Here is a 17,543-nt window from a genome sequence, read left to right as displayed (position 1 = left end):
GACACGCCGCTATCCGGTGGCCGTAGTCTAGCTCAACTCGCAGCCGATTGCCGCGCTTTTGCCAGATAATAGAGGATGCCGAAGGCGAAAAAGGGCCAAAACCCGTCATTACGAAGATTTAATGTGCAGTGCACAATAGAACGGCAGCTAACGCAGCATCGGCCACAGCGTCGCCGCCAGCATCACGCCCATGGCGATGTTGAACCATTTGAGCCGCACCGCATCTGCCAGAAAACCGCGCAGCGCCATGCCGAAACCGGCCCAGGTCGAAATGCTCGGCAGCATGACGACGGCGAACGCAGCCGCGATCAGCACCACGGACACAACGGGCGTTCCGGGTTCGTATAGACGGCCATGGCCGTAATCGCCATCACCCAGGCCTTGGGATTGACCCACTGGAAAGCCGCAGCCTCGATGAAGCGCATCGGCTGGCCCTTCGCCTCGCCTTCGCCGCCGAGCGAGCGCGACATGGCGATCTTCCAGGCGAGATAAAGCAGGTAAAGGCCGCCGGCGATCTTCAACCCGGTATGCAGCACCGGAAAGGCCGTCAACACGGCGCCAAGTCCGAAGCCTACGGCAAGCAACAGCACGAGGAAGCCGAAGCCGATGCCGAGCATGTGTGGCACGGTCTTGACCAAGCCGAAATTCACACCCGAGGCCAGAAGCATGAAATTGTTCGGACCCGGCGTGACCGAGGTCACGAAGGCATAAACCAGCAAGGCGAAAAATGCGTCGAATGTCATGCCGTTTCCCTAGTCAATGCCGATCGATGGCAAAGCGACGAGATAGAGCCAAGCTGGATGACTACATCCCTTGCGGGCCGCGGTTCATCGCCGCCACCCCGGTACGGCAGATCTCGACTAGGCCGAGCGGTTTCATGATGGCGATGAACTGATCGAGCTTGGACCCCTTGCCGGTGATCTCGAAGATGAAATGCTCGGTGTTGGCGTCGATGACGCTGGCGCGGAATGCATCGGCGAGCCGGAGCGCCTCGACGCGGGCTTCGCCGGTGCCGGCGACCTTGACCAGCGCGAGTTCCCGCTCCAGTGGCCGCTCCTGTCCGAATTCCTGCGACCGCACGGTGAGATCGACGACGCGGTGCACCGGCACGATGCGCTCGAGCTGGTGCTTGATCTGCTCCAGCACGTGCGGCGTGCCGCGCGTCACGATGGTGATGCGCGACAGGTGCTTTTCGTGCTCGGTTTCCGAGACCGTCAGGCTCTCGATGTTGTAGCCACGTCCGGAAAACAGGCCGATGACCCGGGCAAGCACGCCCGGCTCATTGTCGACCAGGACCGAAAGCGTGTGGTTCTCTGGTTTTTCCGTCTCCTTGGCGATGAAATAGGCCGAGCCGGTCGGTTGCAACTGTGCGTTCATGACATGAATCTCGATTTAAAACTTTTGCGCTAATCTGCTGTTTCCGCACAGCTTCCTCGAACAGCCTACACCAGTTCCCTGCCCTTGGCGTCGATCGCGTTGGCCACAGCTTCGTCGGTCGCCTCGTCAGGCAACAGCATCTCGTTATGCGCCTTGCCGGACGGAATCATCGGGAAGCAGTTGGCGAGCGTCGCCACGCGACAGTCGAAGAGGACGGGCTTCTTGACCGCGATCATCTCCTTGATGGCGTCATCGAGCTCGTCCGGCTTGTCGCAGCGAATGCCGTGGCCGCCATAGGCTTCGGCGAGCTTGACGAAATCCGGCATCGCCTCGGTGTAGGAGTGCGACAGCCGGTTGCCGTGCAGCAGCTGCTGCCATTGCCGCACCATGCCCATATACTGGTTGTTGAGGATGAAAATCTTGATCGGCGCCTCGTGCTGCACCGCCGCGCTCATCTCCTGCATCGTCATCTGCACCGAAGCGTCGCCGGCGATATCAATGACCAGCGCATCCGGGTGCGCGATCTGCACACCGAGTGCCGCCGGCAGGCCGTAGCCCATCGTGCCCAGTCCGCCGGAGGTCATCCAGCGGTTCGGTTTCTCGAAATGATAGTGCTGCGCCGCCCACATCTGGTGCTGGCCGACCTCGGTGGTGATGTAGGTGTCGAGGTCCTTGGTCAGCGCATAGAGCCGCTGGACGGCATATTGCGGCATGATCACCTCGTGGTTCATCTTGTAGGCGAGCGAATCGCGGGCGCGCCATTTGGCAATCTGCTCCCACCACGGGTGAAGCGCTTTCTTGTCGGCCTTGACGGTTGCCCGCCACAGCCGCACCAGATCCTCCAGCACGCGCCCGACATCGCCGATGATCGGCACGTCGGTGTGGACGTTCTTGTTGATTGACGACGGGTCGATGTCGATGTGGATCTTCTTCGAATTCGGCGAAAACGCCGTCAGCCGCCCGGTGATGCGGTCGTCGAAGCGCGCGCCGATGCAGAGCATGACGTCGCAATCGTGCATCGCCATGTTCGCCTCATACGTGCCGTGCATGCCGAGCATGCCCATCCAGTTCTTGCCCGACGCCGGATAGGCGCCGAGGCCCATCAGCGTCGAGGTGATGGGAAAGCCGGTCAGGTCGACCAGCTCGCGCAGCAGATGGCTCGCCTCCGGGCCGGAATTGATGACGCCGCCGCCCGAATAGATGATCGGCTTCCTGGCGCCGGCCATCAGCTCGACCGCCGCCTTGATCTTTTCCAGGTCGCCCTGGACCTTCGGCTGGTAGCTGGTGCGCGGCGCCGTCTGCGGCGGGACATAGATACCCTTGGCGAACTGAACGTCCTTCGGAATGTCGACGACGACCGGACCGGGGCGCCCCGTCGTTGCCACATGGAAGGCCTCGTGGATCGTTGCCGCGAGCTCGTTGACGTCCTTCACCAGCCAGTTGTGCTTGGTGCAGGGTCGCGTGATGCCGACCGTGTCGCACTCCTGGAACGCATCCGAGCCGATCAGCGAAGTCGGCACCTGGCCGGTCAGGCAGACCAGCGGGATCGAGTCCATCAGCGCGTCCTGCAATGGCGTCACCGCGTTGGTGGCGCCCGGCCCCGAGGTCACCAGCATGACGCCGGCCTTGCCGGTCGAGCGCGCATAGCCTTCCGCCGCATGGCCCGCTCCCTGCTCGTGGCGGACGAGGATGTGCTCGACCTCGTCCTGCTGGAAGATTTCATCGTAGATTGGCAGAACCGCGCCGCCCGGATAGCCGAAAACATGCTTGACGCCATTGTCCTTCAGCGCCTGCACCACCATTTCGGCGCCAGTCATTTCAGTTCTTGGCATTTCAGTTCTTGGCATGTCGCGCCGCTCATTCTGTCCACTGCTCATCGGTCTGGTCCCGTACTGTTCGCCATCTGGCGATTGCTCGTCGTTTAGTCGTGTTTCGGGCAATAAAAAAGGCCCCCGAGGGAGCCTGTGTCTTGCGCATGGGAGGTCATCGCCCGGCGGTTACACCGCCTCGCCCACGCGCTTTCCTACGAGAATGAGTGCCTTTTTCATGGTGGCGGACAATAGAATTGGTTTGACGCCGCTGTCAACGGCGAATGTGCACGGGTCGGATCAGGCTGAACCAATGCGTTTCCAGTAGATAAGGGTGGCTGTGAGCCCGCCATGCGGCTTCAGCGCATAATCCGGTATTTCGCCGGCCAGCGTGAAGCCGAGCTTTTCATAGAGGCCGGAAGCCCCCTCCTCTTTTGCCGTGTCAAGGACCAACAACGTGCGGCCTTTCTCCACGGCAACGGCTTCCGCCGCCTCCATCAGGCGGGTTGCTATGCCCTTGCCGCGGCAATCGAGGCGGGTCATCAGCTTGGCGATCTCGGCCCGGTGCGGCTGGTTGGGAGGGCAGTCGAGCAGCAAGGTGACTGTGCCGACCAGAGCCTCGCCGTTCCAGGCCCCAAGCACCGCCCTTTCGCCTCTGGCGGCCGCATCAAGCGACTTGTTCCAGAAGGCCGCGGCCATCTCCGGCGCCAGCGGATGCATGAAGCTGACCGAGCCGCCGGCAGCGACTGTCCCGATCAGCAGATCCGCCAGCATTTTTTGCGTTCCGTCAATATTGCTGAGTGGCCTGATTTCGATCGAACTCATGTGGTTTCCCCTTCGCCGCCCGTCAGTCGAAATGACTGGTCCGCTTCCGCTTCCTGGCCCGGCGGATTTCCGCGATGCGATCGGCGTCTTCCTCTTGCAGATGTCGCCCGCGTTCCAGCAGTTCGAGCGTGTATTCCTCATAGGTCAGGCCCAGCCGCTCGGCCTTGTCCAGCCGCATCAGCATGATCTCGCGGCTCGGCGCTTTCCATGCCTGGGCATGGGCGGTCCGCCAGGCAAGAAAGACATAGGGATCGCCCTTGCCCCAGGGCGGACCGTCATAGTCGTCGAGCGGCGGTCCACCATTGTCGGAGCGTTTCGGACGGCGTGCCTTCACCTCAGCGCCTGGCCAACGCAACCAGATAGTCGGCGGCGTCCGGCCCCGGAGCGTGGAAGACGCAATCTGATGGCGCGCCGAGCGCCAGGCAGTCGCCGGGTTCGAGCCTGTGAACGATGTCGCCCTCGGTGAATTCCAGCCGCCCGGTGATCAGCCATATCTGTTGCCTGATGAAGGCATAGGATGCCGCCGGGAAACTTACCTTGGCGCCGGCCGGCAACTGGATCCGGATCAGTTCGAGCGGCATGTCGGAGACCGGCGAAAGATGCCGCCGCACATAACCCGTAGCCGGATCGCGCCACAGCGGCTGGTCACCTTCGCGAAGCAGGCCACCGCCCTGCAATTCCGCCCTTGCGATCAATGTGGACAGCGTCATGCCGAAGGCGGCCGCGATGCGCACGAGGAGTGCCGCCGTCGGGCTGGTCATGCCGCGCTCTATCGTGCTCAGCATCGCTTTCGAGACATCGGACCGCTCCGCCAATTCAGCCAGGGACCAGCTGCGAGCCACCCTTTCAGTGTGTATCCTTCTGCCGATAGTCGAGGATATATCGTTCGCTATACCATCCATTAATACAATATATCGAAAATTTTTCTGCGAGGCAACGACCGTTTCGTCCAGTTTTCGCAAACTCCTTAATGCCCGCTAAACCATCCGGCCTCATCCCACCTTAACCCCGTTCGCCTAGGCTCATCGCTTGGGAAAAGGGGACCGGCCTGTCCATGCTCGTTGAACGCGAAGCCTCCATTGGGGAACCGACTTTGCTGGAGCGCCGCAGGGCGGAGCAGAACGACAAGCGCATTCTGGGCAATGTCGTGCAATGCGACGGCGCGCGCGCCACCATCAGCGCCTATGCCGACGACATCGAAGGCACGGTCACCGGCCTGTGGAGCGTCGGCAAGATGATCTCGATCAATCTCGGCACATCACGAACCGTCGGCCTTGTCTATGAAATCGGCAAGTCGGATCGTGCCTGGAGCAGCGAGGGCCAGAATCCGATCGAGGTCAGCATCGAATTGATCGGCGAGGTGCGCGACGGTGCCGAACCCGGCGCGAAGCCGATCTTCGACCGTGGTATCACAACCTACCCGCATATCGGTGCCATTGCCCATCGTATCCGCAGCCGCGACCTGCAGGCCGTCTACGATCTCGCCGGTCGTCATTCGATCACCATCGGTACGCTGTCGCAGGACGAGGCCATCGACGCCAATATCGCCATCGATGATACGCTGGCGCGCCATTTCGCCATTGTCGGCACCACTGGAGTCGGCAAATCGACCGCCGTGTCGCTGCTCTTGCGCAAGTCGATCGCCGCCCGGCCCGATCTGCGCGTGCTCATCCTCGATCCACACAACGAGTTCGCCGCATCGTTGCCCGAACATTGCGTCAGGGTCGATTCCACGACGCTCGACCTGCCCTTCTGGATGTTCAAGCTCGAGGAATTTGCCGAGGTGCTGTTTCGCGGCCGCGAGACGGTCCCGGAAGAGGTCGACGCCTTGCGCGATCTCATCCCCGCGGCCAAGAACCTCTACCGCAATCCGAACTCCGGCAACTACCTACGGCGCAGCACCGACGCGCTGACCGCCGACGCGCCGGTGCCCTATCGCATTGCCGACCTCATCAAGCTGGTCGACGAGCGCATGGGATTGCTGGAAAGCAAGAACGATCGCCCGACCCTCAGGTCACTGAAGGCACGTATCGAATCGGCGGCATCCGATCCGCGCTACCGTTTCATGTTCAACTCGCGCCTGATCGAGGACACCATCCACGAGACGATCGGCAACATTTTCCGCGTGCCGCATCACGGCCGCCCGGTGACCTGCTTCGAAATGGCCGGCATGCCGTCCGAGGTGGTCAATTCCGTTTGCTCGGTGCTGGCGCGGCTGGCCTTCGACCTGGCATTGTGGAGCGAAGGCCGCTTGCGGCTGCTCTTCCTGTGCGAGGAAGCGCATCGCTATATGCCGGCCGATCCGCGCCTCGGTTTCGCGCCTACGCGGCACGCGCTGTCGCGCATCGCCAAGGAAGGCCGCAAATATGGCTGTTATCTCGGCGTCGTCACCCAGCGCCCGGGCGAACTCGACCCGACCATCCTGTCGCAGTGCTCGACGTTCTTTGCCATGCGGCTCGCCAACGAGCAGGACCAGGCGATCATCCGCTCGGCAATCGCGGACTCCTCGGCCTCGACGCTGGCGTTCCTGTCTTCCATGGGCCAGCGCGAGGCCATCGCCTTCGGAGAGGGCGTGGCGACGACGATGCGGATGAAGTTCGAAAAACTCTCCGAGGATTTGATCCCAGGCAACGCCAAACGCGAGAATGCCTTGCCGTCCGAAACCGGCGACGAGGTCGACCTAGTGGCGATCGTCGAACGGCTGCGCAACATGCCGAAATCACAGCAGGCAATGCCTTTCGCGGAAGTCGTCGATCCGGGCCGGCAGGCCGGCGATTCGGACTATCGCAAGCCGTCGGCCGCACGCACCCAGCGGAACGACGATTTCGACTTGCGATACGGCCTCAAGCCGGCGACCTTCGGGCTGCGTCCGCCAGAATGATTGAGCCGAGCGACTTTTAGGCAGCGCTCGCAGATATCACAGCTGAGCTTCGATGGCTGTCTTGTCTATAACTGACCACACCTGGCCAATTTTCCCTCTCTGAAACTCATAGAATACGTTCTCGGCAAACGAAATTCTTTTCCCGCTCACATCGAGCCCAAGGAACGTTCCCCTTGGCACGCAGTCGAAGCTTAGCCGGCTCGCTACATAAGGCGGATCGGCAACCAATAGCTGAATGTCGAAGTAAAGGTCCGGAATTTCGTCGAAGTCTCTCACCAACATTTCGAGATAGCCGGACAATCCGAGTTTGCGACCGTTGTGGATCACTTCATCATCGACAAACCGCCCCAGGTTTGGCCAATCCTGCTTGTTTAGACATGCAATATAGCCCCGATAACGATCTGAGAGGTCGGATTTAGTCATGGCAACACCTCTATTTCCGGCAAGCCCCACAAAGGCAGCATCTCAGCTTGACCGGGTGACGTCGGTCTGCGTGCACCGGAAACGCAGAAAACGATACCAGACGGCCAGCATCACGAATTTCCACATCACGAATTTGACGACGGAATTTCAGGCGCAGACGCGGTTGCGCCCTTGCCTCTTCGCCTCATAGAGCTGGCGATCGGCGCGGCGATAGAACTCCTCGGCGGTTTCCTTGCGATCCCAGACAGCAAGCCCGACGCTGGTGGTGATTTTCAGTCGGACATTGCCTGTCAGCACCGACATGTTGGCGATCGCCTTGCGGATGCGCTCGGCGAATTTGGATAGCAGCTCGGCATCCATATTGGGCGTGACCACCGCGAACTCCTCGCCGCCGAGGCGCGCCACCACGTCGTGATAGCGTGTCATGTCCTTGAGACAGTTTGCGACCGCCCGCAACACCTCGTCGCCGACATCGTGGCCGTGGCTGTCGTTGACCTGCTTGAAATGGTCGAGGTCGAGGATCATCAGCCCGACTGGTTTCTCGATGCGGCGGAACTCTTCGAGATATTCCTTCAGCGCATCGTCGAAGTAGCGCCGGTTCTGCATGCCGGTGAGGCTGTCGGTGAGCGCCGCATGCTCCAGCGTCTCTGAACGCGCGCTGAGCGAAACGGTCATGGCACGCAGCTTGCCTTCTTCCGTCGCCTGCTTTCGGATCAGCGGGTAGATGAAGAAAATGCCGAAGAACAGCGCAGTCGCCAGCAGCACGCCGGTCGCAAACAGCAGCTTGTTGAGATAGATGATTTCATCGAGTTCCGAAGGCGTATTGCTAACGTCGGCGGCCAGGGTTTGCAGGAGCCCATAGGCGTAAAGCGTCACCAGGCCGGCGGCCAGGATCACAAAAATAAAGACAAAAAAGGCTGATTCCGCCTTGTGGAAACGCATCTGCTCCCCGTTGGAAAGTTCCTATCGATCTTATGGCATGCGGGAACTTACGGACAGTTAACCTGGACAACTTCAACGCGAAATGGCCCCTCGGTGTCGAGTTTTCAGGTTGCGCTCGAAGGAGGGGGTGAGGGCATCGAGTCGATCCCCTCACCCGGACGCAATCTCTGCCATTCCGGGCCCAATTGGTGCCTGAACCAGGTCGTCTGCCGTTTGGCATATTGCCGCGTCGCGATCTTCGCGCGCTCGATGGCCTCGGGAAAACTGATGGCGCCGGCCAGCGCGGCCTGGAGCTCGCGAACACCGATCGCCTTCATCGCCGGCAGGTCGGGATCGAGGCCGAGCGCCGAAAGCTGCTTCACTTCGTCCAGTGCCCCCTTGTCCAGCATGCTGTCGAAGCGGGCATCGATCCGCTCCACCAGCGCCGCTCGCTCCGGCTCGATGACGAAAAAGCGCGCGCTACTCCTGTCGATCAACGGCCGGCCACGCGCGGCCTGCCAGTCCAGGATGGAACGGCCCGATGCGTCGAGCACCTCCAGCGCCCGCACGATGCGTTGGCCATCCGTCGGCCTCAGCATCATGCCGGCCGCAGAATCCTCGCGCAACAGGATGCGGTGCAATCTCACTGCGCCCTGTTCCTGGAGTTCGTAGCGCCAGCGATCGCGGATCGACTTCGGAATGTCGGGCATCTCCGAGATACCTTCCGTGAGCGCCCGGAAATAAAGCCCGGTACCGCCGACGAAAATCACTGGCCGCTCCGAGAGCATGCCGTCGTCGATCAGCTTCGTGACATCACGCAACCAGGCGCCGGTGGAATAGGCAGTGGACGGATCGACGTGTCCATAAAGAAAGTGACGGACGCGGGCGAGTTCGGCAGGACCAGGCCGCGCCGTCAGCACGTCGAGCACCGAATAGCCTTGCATGGAATCGGTGTTGACGATGACACCGCCATTGCGCTCGGCGAGGTCGAGTGCGAGCGCCGACTTGCCGCTGGCGGTCGGCCCGGCTATCAGGATCGCGTTCTTCACGCGGCCTTCGCCCGCCCGTCCGCTGGAATTTTCGATGCCGCTGATCGCCACGCTTCTATCCCATCCCGCCGGCCGCGCATTGACGCCGACGCTAGCGAATATGGCCTCGCGGTCGGTCGGCGCAAGCGCTGTTCGCTGGCTGGCCGAAAGCATCGCCTGCGAGGTCGACTTGCCGGAGACCGCCGACGCTTCCGAAATAACGGCGCGCCTGCATGCCGCGCTTGCTTCCGAACCGATCGACGTGGCCGTCCAGCCGGCTGAGAACAGGCGCAAGAAGATCCTGATCGCCGACATGGATTCGACGATGATCGACCAGGAATGCATCGACGAGCTTGCCGACGAGATCGGCGTCAAGGATCGTGTCGCCGCCATCACCGCGCGATCGATGAACGGCGAGATCGCATTCGAGCCGGCCTTGCGCGAGCGCGTGGCCCTGCTCAAGGGTCTCGATGCCGCAATCATCGACCGCATCATCGACAATCGCCTGACGCTTGCCTCCGGCGGCCGCACGCTCGTCCAGACGATGGCGGCCAGCGGCGCCTGGACGGCGCTGATCTCCGGTGGTTTCGACATCTTCACCACCCGCATCGCAGCATTGCTCGGCTTTCACGAAAATCGCGCCAACCGTCTGATCGAGCAGGATCGCCGCTTCACCGGCTTGGTCGCCGAACCGATCCTCGGCCGCGCCGCCAAGGCCGAGGCCCTTCTCGAGATTTCCGCCCGCCTCGGCCTGACACCTGCCGATGCCATTGCCGTCGGCGATGGCGCCAACGATCTCGACATGATCCGTCTTGCCGGCATCGGCGTCGCCTTGCATGCCAAGCCGGCCGTGGCATCCGAGGCAAAGATCCGCATCGACCACGGCGACCTCACCGCCTTGCTTTATCTGCAGGGTTATCGCCGGGAGGAATTTGTCGAATGACGCCGATCCGCACCGAGCGCCTGATCCTGCGCAACTGGGAAGATCGTGACCGCGAGCTCTTCCATCGCATCAATTCCGACGAGTTGGTCATGGAATTCTTTCCGTTTCGCTGCGACCGCGCCCAGGCTGACGCCAAGATGGAGGAGTTGCGCGCGGCTATCGATCGCGACGGCTTCGGCTTCGCGGCCGCTGAGATCGCAGCCACGGGTGAATGCATCGGCTTCGTCGGCATAACCCGAACCGATCATTTGCCCTTCCTGCCGCCCGGCACGATCGAGATCGGCTGGCGGCTGGCACCCGAATTCTGGGGCCGCTTCTATGTCACCGAAGCAGCCGAAGCCTGGCTCACCTATGGCTTTGAAAGACTTGGCCTCGACGAAATCGTGTCCTTCGCAGTCAAGGATAACAGCCGGTCCACTGCCGTCATGGAGCGCCTGGGCATGATCCCCGACCCCGCCTCCGACTTCGACCATCCAGGTGTTCCGGACAACCACACCGCACTCAGGCGACATGTCTTCTACAGGCTGTCACGCACCGACTGGCAGGCAAGAAAAAGAGCGGCCCGCTAGCCGCCCTTTTCCTTTCAACATCAGAGTGTTGCAGGCTCTTCCGGACTCAATCCATCCGGATTGTCACAAACCTCAGCTCGCCGGTCTTCGACGCCAGCATCAAAAGCGCGTTCTTGCGCCCCTGCTCCTTCAGCGCACCGATCCGGTCCATGACGTCCTTGGGCGTTGCGACCGATTCCTGCGCGATCTCGGTGATCACCTCGCCCGGCTGGATGCCGCGTTCAGCCGCCGCCGAATCCTTGGAGACGTCGGTCACGACGACGCCGGACACGTCGGCGGCGATGCCGAACTTCGTGCGCGTCTCGTCATTGAGCTCGCCGATCGTCATGCCGAGCACGGAAGCCGTCGAAACCGCAGGCGCCTTGTCGGCGTCGTCCTGGTCGGTGTTGCCGTTTTCACCGCCGCTGGCAAGCTTCTCGCCATCCTCGAGCCGGCCGAGCGTCACCTTGACGGTCTGCTCGACACCCTTGCGCACGATGATCACGTCGACGGCCTTGCCGACCGGGCTCTCCGCCACGACGCGAGGCAGGTCGCGCATTTCATGGATGTCCTTGCCGTCGAACTTGATGATGACGTCGCCGGCCTGGATGGTGCCGTTGTCGACCGGCCCGCCCTTGATGACGCCGGCGACCAGCGCGCCCTTGGCGGTCGCCATGCCCAGGCTCTCGGCAATGTCGTCGGTCACCGGCTGGATGCGCACGCCAAGCCAGCCGCGCCGCGTCTCGCCGAACTGGCGAAGCTGGTCGACGACGCCCGAGGCAAGCTGCGACGGGATCGAGAAGCCGATGCCGATCGAGCCGCCCGACGGCGAGATGATTGCCGTGTTGATGCCGATGACCTCGCCGCTGCTGTTGAACAGCGGTCCACCGGAATTGCCGCGGTTGATCGCGGCATCGGTCTGGATGAAATCATCATAGGGACCGGAATTGATGTCGCGATTGCGCGCCGAGACGATGCCGACCGTCACCGTGCCGCCGAGACCGAACGGATTGCCGATCGCCATTACCCAGTCGCCGACACGCATCTTGTTGGAATCGCCAAACTTCACAGCCGTCAGCTTGTGCCCTTTCGGATCGACCTTCAGCACCGCGACGTCGGTCTTGGTGTCGGTGCCGACCAGCGTCGCCTTGAGCGTCACCCCATCGGAGAAATTCACCTCGATGTCGTCGGCATCGGCAATGACGTGGTTGTTGGTCACCACTATGCCCTGCTCGGCGTCGACCACGAAGCCGGAGCCCAGCGACTGCACCTTTTGCCCGCCGCCGCCCTTGTCGCCGCCACGGTTCTTGAAGAAATCGTCGAAGAAGTCCTGGAAGGGCGAGCCTTCCGGCAGCTGCGGCATCGGCACTGCGCCCGGCCCCTCAGTGCCTTTAACAGTCTGCGACGTCGAGATGTTGACCACGGCGCCAAGCAGGCCGGCGGCGAGATCGGCAACCGAGGGCGGCCCGTCGGCTGCCATCGTCGGCGCCACGAACGAGGGAACGGCAACGGCGCCGACCAGAAGCGCAGCGGCCCCGGCGATGAACGTCCGCCTCGCTGCACGCAGAAGGGTGGTGGATGTCATCGAAAGGCCTCCGGGTGTTCTGAAAAAACCGCTTCGGCAAAAATGCCGGTCCGCGTCATGTTGGCAAGAAATAAGGCACGTTTGCGGCTATGGCTACGGCCAGAGGATAAATCCTCCGTTACGCCGGCGCCCCTGCACCGGCCCTACTGGCCGGTGCTTGGCTGTGCCGCCGGTGCGGTGGGAGCGGCAGGCGGTGGTGCCGCCGGTGCCGCAGGCGTTTCCTTGCTGTTCGGGTCGCGGAAAAAGCGGAAGAACTCGGAATTCGGCGACAGCACCATCGTCGTTCCGGTACTGTTCAGCGCCGTGCCATAGGCATTCATCGACCGATAGAAATCGAAGAAGGCCGGATCGCGCTGATAGGCACCGGCAAACGTGGCGCTGCGCTGGGCTTCACCTTCACCACGCAGGATTTCAGACTCTTTTTGCGCTTCGGCGACGATTTCCACCACTTCGCGGTCGGCGCGAGCCCTGATCCGCTGCGCTGCTTCGTTGCCGCGCGCTCTCAGCCGCTCGGCTTCGGCGAGACGTTCGGCCTTCATGCGGTCGAAGGTCTGCTGTGAAACTTCGGCCGTGAGATCGGTGCGGCGGATGCGGACATCCTCGATCTGCAGGCCAAGCGAGGTGGCATCCGGCCTCAGCTGATCGCGCACCTCGCGCATCATCACGGCGCGCTCTTCCGAGAGCGCCGCCTCGAAGTCTCGCAGGCCATAGACGCGGCGCAAAGCGGCGTCGAGACGCGTCCTCAGCCGGGCCTCGGCCAGTTCTATCTGGCCAGAGACCGCGGCGCGGAACACACGCGGGTCCGAGATACGATAGGCGATAAAGGCATCGACCTCATAGAACTTGCCGCCCGAAACCTGGACACGGATGTTGTCGAGGTCGAAGCGCAGCACCCTGTTTTCGATCAGCTGCACGGTGTCGGCATCGAAGAAGGAGAATGGCGCCTTGAAATAGATGCCCGGCTGGTTCTTGACGTCGACGATTTCGCCGAACCTGAGCACCAGCGCCTGCTGGCGCGCATTGACGACGAAGACCGACGAATAGAGCAGGAACAGGATGACCGCGGCGATGACCGCAATGACGGGAAGACGGTTGGCCATCACTGGTTTCCTCCGGTGGCCGGTGCCGGCGCCTTCTGCTGCAATGCCGGCAGCGGCAGGTAGGGAACCACCCCTTGCCCGTTGCCCTGCTCGACGATGACCTTGCTCGAATCCTTCAGCACCCTCTCCATCGTCTCCAGGTAGAGCCGCTTGCGCGTCACTTCCGGCGCCTTTGCATATTCGTCATAGACCGAGATGAAGCGCTGCGCCTCGCCTTCGGCCTCCTGCACGACCCGGTTCTTGTAGGCGGCCGCGTCTTCGCGGATCTGTGCGGCCGCACCGCGCGCCTGGCCGAGCTTCTGATTGGAATACTGATTGGCCTGCTCGACGAACTTGTCCTCGTCCTGTTCGGCCCGCTGCACCTCGTCGAACGCGTCTGCAACCTCGCGCGGCGGCGCGGCGTCCTCGATCGAAATTGCGTTGACGTTGAGGCCGGCCTTGTAGCCGTCCAGCGTCGTCTGGATGATCTCACGCACCGACGCCGCAATGCCTTGCCGGTCGTCGCGGAAAATGTCCTGCGCCGGGCGCCGGCCGACCGCTTCGCGCATCGCGCTTTCGGCGACCTGCTGCAGCATGCCGTCCGGGTCGGACACGTCGAACAGATAGGCCTTAGGGTCGGAGACCTGATAGGCCACAGAGAACTGCACGTTGACGATGTTCTGGTCGCCGGAAAGCATCAGGCCATTGCCGCTGGAACTGCCGCCGCCGATGCTGACAAGCTGCTCGGCGATGTTGGCGGTCTCGACCGTTTCAATGGGCCACCAATGGAAATGCAGGCCAGGCTGCGAGAGCTCCGCCTTCGGCTTGCCGAACCTGAGCTCGACCGCAACTTCGTCGGGCTGCACGGTGTAGACCGCCTTGAACGCCCATAGCACCACCAGCGCCGCGGCAATCAGCCCGAACACGGCAGGGCTCGCGCCACCGCCGCCCGGCAGCGCGCGCCGCAACCTGTCCTGCCCGCGCCGAATGATATCCTCGAGATCGGGAGGCGAGCCTTGTGGGCCGCTGGGTCCCTTGGGTCCCTGACCCCAAGGCCCCTGATTGTTGCCGCCGCCCCACGGGCCGCCGCCGCCGCTCTTGTCGTTCCAGGGCATGGGTGTCCTTTCGCTTGGAATTCCCTCAAGCGCCGGCTCACCGGCGCAAAATCCAATATTATTCTTCTATAGGGATGCAACGGCACGCTTTCAACGCGATCGGCTGCCGCCACTGTCCGCCTTTTGGGTCCATTTAGACCTGTCGCGACCCTTTGTCGTCTTCAATGCACGTCGCGGCGCCGCTCGTAAACCGAATAGCGTGTCGCATGGCTGTCCTTTTCGCCAGCCGCCAGGTCTTGCGAGCGGACGATCCGCCACAGCGCCGGATCGATCGGCGGGAAATGGGCATCGCCTTCGACCCTGGCTAGAACATGGGTCACGTGCAGCCTATCGGCCAACGGCAGCGCCTGAGCGTAGATCTCCCCGCCGCCGATGACGCAGACCTCGTCGGCGCCGGCCATGCAGCGCCCGCGCACCGTCGCCAGCGCGATCGCGTCCTCGATTGAGTGCGCGACTTCGACGCCCTCGGCGCGCCATGCCCTGTCTCGTGTCACCACGATGTTGAGCCTGCCCGGCAATGGCCGGCCGATGCCTTCATAGGTCTTGCGGCCCATGATGATGGGCTTGCCCATCGTATCGGCCTTGAACCGCTTGAGATCGGTGGAAAGCCGCCACGGCAACCCACCCTCGCGCCCGATCACGCCGTTCTCGGCGATGGCGACATAAATCGCGAGATCCATCAGCCGCCGTTCCCGCCATCGGATGGCTCCAGCAGCAATATGTCGACGTCGTGCTCGGGGTAGAAGTTCTGCGCCTTCATCTCGAACGTCGTCGGTCCGATCTTCCTGACGTTTTCGCCGCAAAACGAGACCAGGTTCTTCGGATCGCCCTTGTCGACGGTCAGCTTGAACGTACCGATGTTTCCCGAGGCCCAGTTGCCGCCCGTGGTCAGGATATAGGCGATGCGGTTCTCGAAATATTTGGGATAGCCGTCGGGATCGTCCTTGGCTGCCTTGCGCACGGCATTCTCGAAGGCATCGTCCATGCAGTAGCGTGTTTTGTAGGCGGCATACTGGCCCTGGAACTGGCCGTCATAGAAGAAGCTGACCGAGGAGGTGCCGCCGACGCTCGGCTTGTAGCGATGCGAGACATGGACCGTCTTGTTGGCCGGAAAGGTCGAGCGCCACCAATAGGTCGAGCGCAATTGCCAGAACGGCGTATAGACGGTCTTCATGCCCGAACCGTCGTCGGCGGTGTCCTCGATGATGATGCCACGATTGACCCAGTCGTCGGTGACCGCTTGCGGCAGCTTTGCCAGCGCTGCCTTGGCCGCATCGCCGAACGGATAGAACGGTACGCCCTGCGCCTTCAGGTCAGCGCCGATGTCGATGCCGAGCGCGAAGACCTTCTGCTCGAGCTGCGGCTTTGCCGGCACCCCGTCGATCGTCACTTCGAAGCCGAGGAAATTGTCGCTCTGCGCCTCCGGAATTGCCGGTATTTCTTCGGGGTCGCCTTCGATGTCGGGCATCGGAAAGGCGACGATCGCATTGACATCCTTGTCGATGTTGTTGCGGAAGACGTAGTCGACCGTCACCTTTTCCGGCGAGATGTAGAGATCCTCGCTTTCCATCGCCACCGCATCGCTGCGCGAAAGGATCAGCCCACCAGTGTCGAGTTCGGCGACCGAATCATTGGCGAGCGCAGGCGTAGCCGAGAGCGCCAAGGCTGCGGTCAGGACGTAACGGAACATGGAGACTCCCCGGCGAGAATGCCAACATGACTCTAGCTGTTCAATGTGGCGTTTCAAAGCCTTTCGGCAAATGCGCCGGCGCCTGCCGGCATGTCGTGTCGGTCTAGACACACCGGTTCCGATCGGGCAGGAGTTGGCCCATGCGCAAGCTTCTCGTCATCGGCATCGGCGCCGGCAATCCGGAGCACATGACGGTCCAGGCCATCAACGGCCTCAATCGGGCCGACGTGCTGTTCATTCCCGACAAGGGCGCCAAGAAGAGCGATCTCGCCGAATTGCGCCGCCAGATCTGCGACCGCTTCGTCACTAATCCGAACTCGCGCCGTGTCGAATTCGAGGTGCCGGTGCGCGCCGAACCGGCGCCTTCCTACCGCTCGACCGTCGACGACTGGCACGAAGCGATCGCCGTGATCTACGAAGGCCTGATCCGCGACGAACTCCCCGAAGATGGCTGCGGCGCCTTCCTGATCTGGGGCGATCCATCGCTCTACGACAGCGCGCTGCGCATCCTGGATCGCGTGCGCCTCAGAGGCAATATCGCGTTCGAGCTGGAGGTCATCCCTGGCATCACCGCCATCCAGGCACTCGCCGCCAGCCACAAAATGGCATTGAACCGAATCGGCGACGCCGTTTTGATCACCACCGGCCGCCGGCTCACCGAGGAAGGTCTGCCCGAAAACGCCGGCAGCACCATCGTCATGCTGGACGGCAAATGCGCCTTCAACACGCTGGACGACAAGGACGTCACCGTCCACTGGGGCGCCTACCTCGGCACCCCCGACGAGATCGTCATCTCGGGCCGGATTGGCGACGTCGGCGACAAGATCGTGAGCACCCGTGAGGAGGCCCGCCGGAAAAAAGGCTGGATCATGGACACCTATCTGCTGCGCAAGCCGGGCGAGCCGGAGGATTAGCAGGGATCGAGCGCGGCATGAATTCCGCCGAGTTCACGCAGCGTCGATCTCGGCCTGCAGCGCCTCCATATGCGCCGCCGCTGCTGAAGACGCAGCCCGCTCGATCGCGCGGAAGCGGCTGACCACAGCAAGCCCGACCGACGTCAACTGAGCGCCACCGCCTTTTTTGCCGCCCGTTTGTGCCGCAACCAGCGGCTTGCCGAACACCCGGTTCATGTCTTCGACCAGATCCCAGGCGTGCTTGTAGGACATCTCCATGCCGCGCGCCGCGGCCGAAATCGAGCCGAAGGCGGCGATCTGTTCCAGAAGCTCGATCTTGCCCGGCCCGATGCGGCCATCTGGATCGAGATTTATCCGCAAACTCAGCGACGGCATTTGCTCCTCCGCGGTCACGCTACTCTACAAG

At 62.4% G+C, this 17,543-nt stretch carries 18 protein-coding genes and 1 pseudogene; 4 read left to right on the top strand and 15 right to left on the bottom strand.

Going from position 1 to position 17,543, the window contains the following annotated elements; translation table 11 throughout:
• Positions 1–147: 147 nt before the first annotated feature.
• The 6 genes and pseudogenes from NKH83_RS27750 to NKH83_RS27725 all read right to left on the bottom strand — a co-directional run bounded on the left by NKH83_RS27750 (position 148) and on the right by NKH83_RS27725 (position 4,912).
• Positions 148–743 (bottom strand): annotated as a pseudogene (locus NKH83_RS27750) (LysE family translocator).
• Between the two features lie 61 nt (positions 744–804).
• Entirely contained in the window at positions 805–1,377 is a 573-nt protein-coding gene (gene ilvN, locus NKH83_RS27745; protein ID WP_023676680.1) for an acetolactate synthase small subunit, read from the bottom strand.
• Positions 1,378–1,442: 65 nt separating this feature from the next.
• A complete protein-coding gene (locus NKH83_RS27740; protein ID WP_352808223.1) occupies positions 1,443–3,194 on the bottom strand; it encodes an acetolactate synthase 3 large subunit in 1,752 nt (583 codons plus the stop codon).
• Between the two features lie 291 nt (positions 3,195–3,485).
• Positions 3,486–4,010 carry a GNAT family N-acetyltransferase gene (locus NKH83_RS27735; protein WP_352808222.1) on the bottom strand — a complete coding sequence of 175 codons (525 nt, stop codon included), beginning with the start codon at positions 4,008–4,010 and terminating at the stop codon, positions 3,486–3,488.
• A gap of 22 nt (positions 4,011–4,032) precedes the next feature.
• Positions 4,033–4,344: a hypothetical protein gene (locus NKH83_RS27730; RefSeq protein WP_254818924.1), complete on the bottom strand. Its 312-nt coding sequence runs from the start codon at positions 4,342–4,344 to the stop codon at positions 4,033–4,035.
• A gap of 1 nt (position 4,345) precedes the next feature.
• Positions 4,346–4,912, bottom strand: coding sequence for a helix-turn-helix domain-containing protein (locus NKH83_RS27725; protein WP_352808221.1), 567 nt, complete (start codon positions 4,910–4,912; stop codon positions 4,346–4,348).
• A 152-nt stretch (positions 4,913–5,064) separates the two neighbouring features.
• Between NKH83_RS27725 and NKH83_RS27720 the strand changes: the two genes are divergently transcribed.
• A complete protein-coding gene (locus tag NKH83_RS27720) occupies positions 5,065–6,891 on the top strand; it encodes an ATP-binding protein (protein ID WP_352808220.1) in 1,827 nt (608 codons plus the stop codon).
• Positions 6,892–6,927: 36 nt separating this feature from the next.
• On the opposite strand, the gene NKH83_RS27715 is transcribed toward NKH83_RS27720, so the two are convergent.
• From NKH83_RS27715 to miaA, 3 genes are all read right to left on the bottom strand, one after another.
• Positions 6,928–7,314, bottom strand: coding sequence for an ester cyclase (locus NKH83_RS27715; RefSeq protein ID WP_352808219.1), 387 nt, complete (start codon positions 7,312–7,314; stop codon positions 6,928–6,930).
• Positions 7,315–7,461: 147 nt separating this feature from the next.
• Positions 7,462–8,256 carry a GGDEF domain-containing protein gene (locus NKH83_RS27710; protein WP_352808218.1) on the bottom strand — a complete coding sequence of 265 codons (795 nt, stop codon included), beginning with the start codon at positions 8,254–8,256 and terminating at the stop codon, positions 7,462–7,464.
• A gap of 104 nt (positions 8,257–8,360) precedes the next feature.
• Positions 8,361–9,329 (bottom strand): tRNA (adenosine(37)-N6)-dimethylallyltransferase MiaA, encoded by a 969-nt coding sequence (gene miaA / locus NKH83_RS27705; RefSeq protein ID WP_352808233.1) that lies wholly within the window; start codon positions 9,327–9,329, stop codon positions 8,361–8,363.
• On the opposite strand from miaA, the gene serB reads away from it, so the two are divergent.
• Positions 9,319–10,206 (top strand): phosphoserine phosphatase SerB, encoded by an 888-nt coding sequence (serB, locus tag NKH83_RS27700; protein ID WP_352808217.1) that lies wholly within the window; start codon positions 9,319–9,321, stop codon positions 10,204–10,206. The two genes, miaA and serB, sit on opposite strands and share 11 nt — an antisense overlap.
• Positions 10,203–10,775 (top strand): GNAT family N-acetyltransferase, encoded by a 573-nt coding sequence (locus NKH83_RS27695; protein ID WP_352808216.1) that lies wholly within the window; start codon positions 10,203–10,205, stop codon positions 10,773–10,775. Before serB ends, NKH83_RS27695 begins: the two co-directional genes overlap by 4 nt.
• A gap of 46 nt (positions 10,776–10,821) precedes the next feature.
• Here the strand turns inward: NKH83_RS27695 and NKH83_RS27690 are convergent, their stop codons facing one another.
• From NKH83_RS27690 to NKH83_RS27670, 5 genes are all read right to left on the bottom strand, one after another.
• Entirely contained in the window at positions 10,822–12,339 is a 1,518-nt protein-coding gene (locus NKH83_RS27690; protein WP_254818931.1) for a DegQ family serine endoprotease, read from the bottom strand.
• Positions 12,340–12,482: 143 nt separating this feature from the next.
• The gene (gene hflC, locus NKH83_RS27685; protein ID WP_352808215.1) at positions 12,483–13,439 is read right to left on the bottom strand and encodes a protease modulator HflC; all 957 of its coding nucleotides are present in this window, start codon (positions 13,437–13,439) and stop codon (positions 12,483–12,485) included.
• Complete coding sequence (gene hflK, locus NKH83_RS27680) at positions 13,439–14,533, bottom strand: FtsH protease activity modulator HflK (RefSeq protein WP_023676693.1); 1,095 nt, start codon at positions 14,531–14,533, stop codon at positions 13,439–13,441. The genes hflC and hflK overlap by 1 nt, the downstream gene beginning before the upstream one ends.
• Positions 14,534–14,694: 161 nt before the next feature.
• The gene (locus tag NKH83_RS27675; RefSeq protein ID WP_352808214.1) at positions 14,695–15,213 is read right to left on the bottom strand and encodes a dihydrofolate reductase; all 519 of its coding nucleotides are present in this window, start codon (positions 15,211–15,213) and stop codon (positions 14,695–14,697) included.
• Positions 15,213–16,223, bottom strand: a complete 1,011-nt coding sequence (locus NKH83_RS27670) for a DUF4424 domain-containing protein (protein WP_352808213.1) — start codon at positions 16,221–16,223, stop codon at positions 15,213–15,215. Before NKH83_RS27670 ends, NKH83_RS27675 begins: the two co-directional genes overlap by 1 nt.
• A gap of 140 nt (positions 16,224–16,363) precedes the next feature.
• Here NKH83_RS27670 and cobF point away from each other — a divergent pair, with 140 nt between their 5' ends.
• Positions 16,364–17,137 carry a precorrin-6A synthase (deacetylating) gene (cobF, locus tag NKH83_RS27665; protein ID WP_352475328.1) on the top strand — a complete coding sequence of 258 codons (774 nt, stop codon included), beginning with the start codon at positions 16,364–16,366 and terminating at the stop codon, positions 17,135–17,137.
• A 33-nt stretch (positions 17,138–17,170) separates the two neighbouring features.
• Here the strand turns inward: cobF and NKH83_RS27660 are convergent, their stop codons facing one another.
• Positions 17,171–17,512 carry a winged helix-turn-helix domain-containing protein gene (locus tag NKH83_RS27660; RefSeq protein ID WP_023676697.1) on the bottom strand — a complete coding sequence of 114 codons (342 nt, stop codon included), beginning with the start codon at positions 17,510–17,512 and terminating at the stop codon, positions 17,171–17,173.
• Positions 17,513–17,543: the final 31 nt, after the last annotated feature.

It is taken from the genome of Mesorhizobium sp. M0909, assembly GCF_040319515.1.
Classification (GTDB): Bacteria; Pseudomonadota; Alphaproteobacteria; order Rhizobiales; family Rhizobiaceae; genus Mesorhizobium.
Note: the sequence above shows the minus strand (reverse complement) of the source record. Positions and strands in the feature narration are given on the sequence as shown.

Coding starts and splice junctions, on each gene's coding strand:
- ilvN (WP_023676680.1), bottom strand. CDS start 1,377: ATGAACGCACAGTTGCAACCGACCGGCTCGGCCTATTTCATCGCCAAG.
- NKH83_RS27740 (WP_352808223.1), bottom strand. CDS start 3,194: ATGACTGGCGCCGAAATGGTGGTGCAGGCGCTGAAGGACAATGGCGTC.
- NKH83_RS27735 (WP_352808222.1), bottom strand. CDS start 4,010: ATGAGTTCGATCGAAATCAGGCCACTCAGCAATATTGACGGAACGCAA.
- NKH83_RS27725 (WP_352808221.1), bottom strand. CDS start 4,912: ATGGATGGTATAGCGAACGATATATCCTCGACTATCGGCAGAAGGATA.
- NKH83_RS27720 (WP_352808220.1), top strand. CDS start 5,065: ATGCTCGTTGAACGCGAAGCCTCCATTGGGGAACCGACTTTGCTGGAG.
- NKH83_RS27715 (WP_352808219.1), bottom strand. CDS start 7,314: ATGACTAAATCCGACCTCTCAGATCGTTATCGGGGCTATATTGCATGT.
- NKH83_RS27710 (WP_352808218.1), bottom strand. CDS start 8,256: ATGCGTTTCCACAAGGCGGAATCAGCCTTTTTTGTCTTTATTTTTGTG.
- serB (WP_352808217.1), top strand. CDS start 9,319: ATGCCGCTGATCGCCACGCTTCTATCCCATCCCGCCGGCCGCGCATTG.
- NKH83_RS27695 (WP_352808216.1), top strand. CDS start 10,203: ATGACGCCGATCCGCACCGAGCGCCTGATCCTGCGCAACTGGGAAGAT.
- NKH83_RS27690 (WP_254818931.1), bottom strand. CDS start 12,339: ATGACATCCACCACCCTTCTGCGTGCAGCGAGGCGGACGTTCATCGCC.
- hflC (WP_352808215.1), bottom strand. CDS start 13,439: ATGGCCAACCGTCTTCCCGTCATTGCGGTCATCGCCGCGGTCATCCTG.
- hflK (WP_023676693.1), bottom strand. CDS start 14,533: ATGCCCTGGAACGACAAGAGCGGCGGCGGCGGCCCGTGGGGCGGCGGC.
- NKH83_RS27675 (WP_352808214.1), bottom strand. CDS start 15,213: ATGGATCTCGCGATTTATGTCGCCATCGCCGAGAACGGCGTGATCGGG.
- NKH83_RS27670 (WP_352808213.1), bottom strand. CDS start 16,223: ATGTTCCGTTACGTCCTGACCGCAGCCTTGGCGCTCTCGGCTACGCCT.
- cobF (WP_352475328.1), top strand. CDS start 16,364: ATGCGCAAGCTTCTCGTCATCGGCATCGGCGCCGGCAATCCGGAGCAC.
- NKH83_RS27660 (WP_023676697.1), bottom strand. CDS start 17,512: ATGCCGTCGCTGAGTTTGCGGATAAATCTCGATCCAGATGGCCGCATC.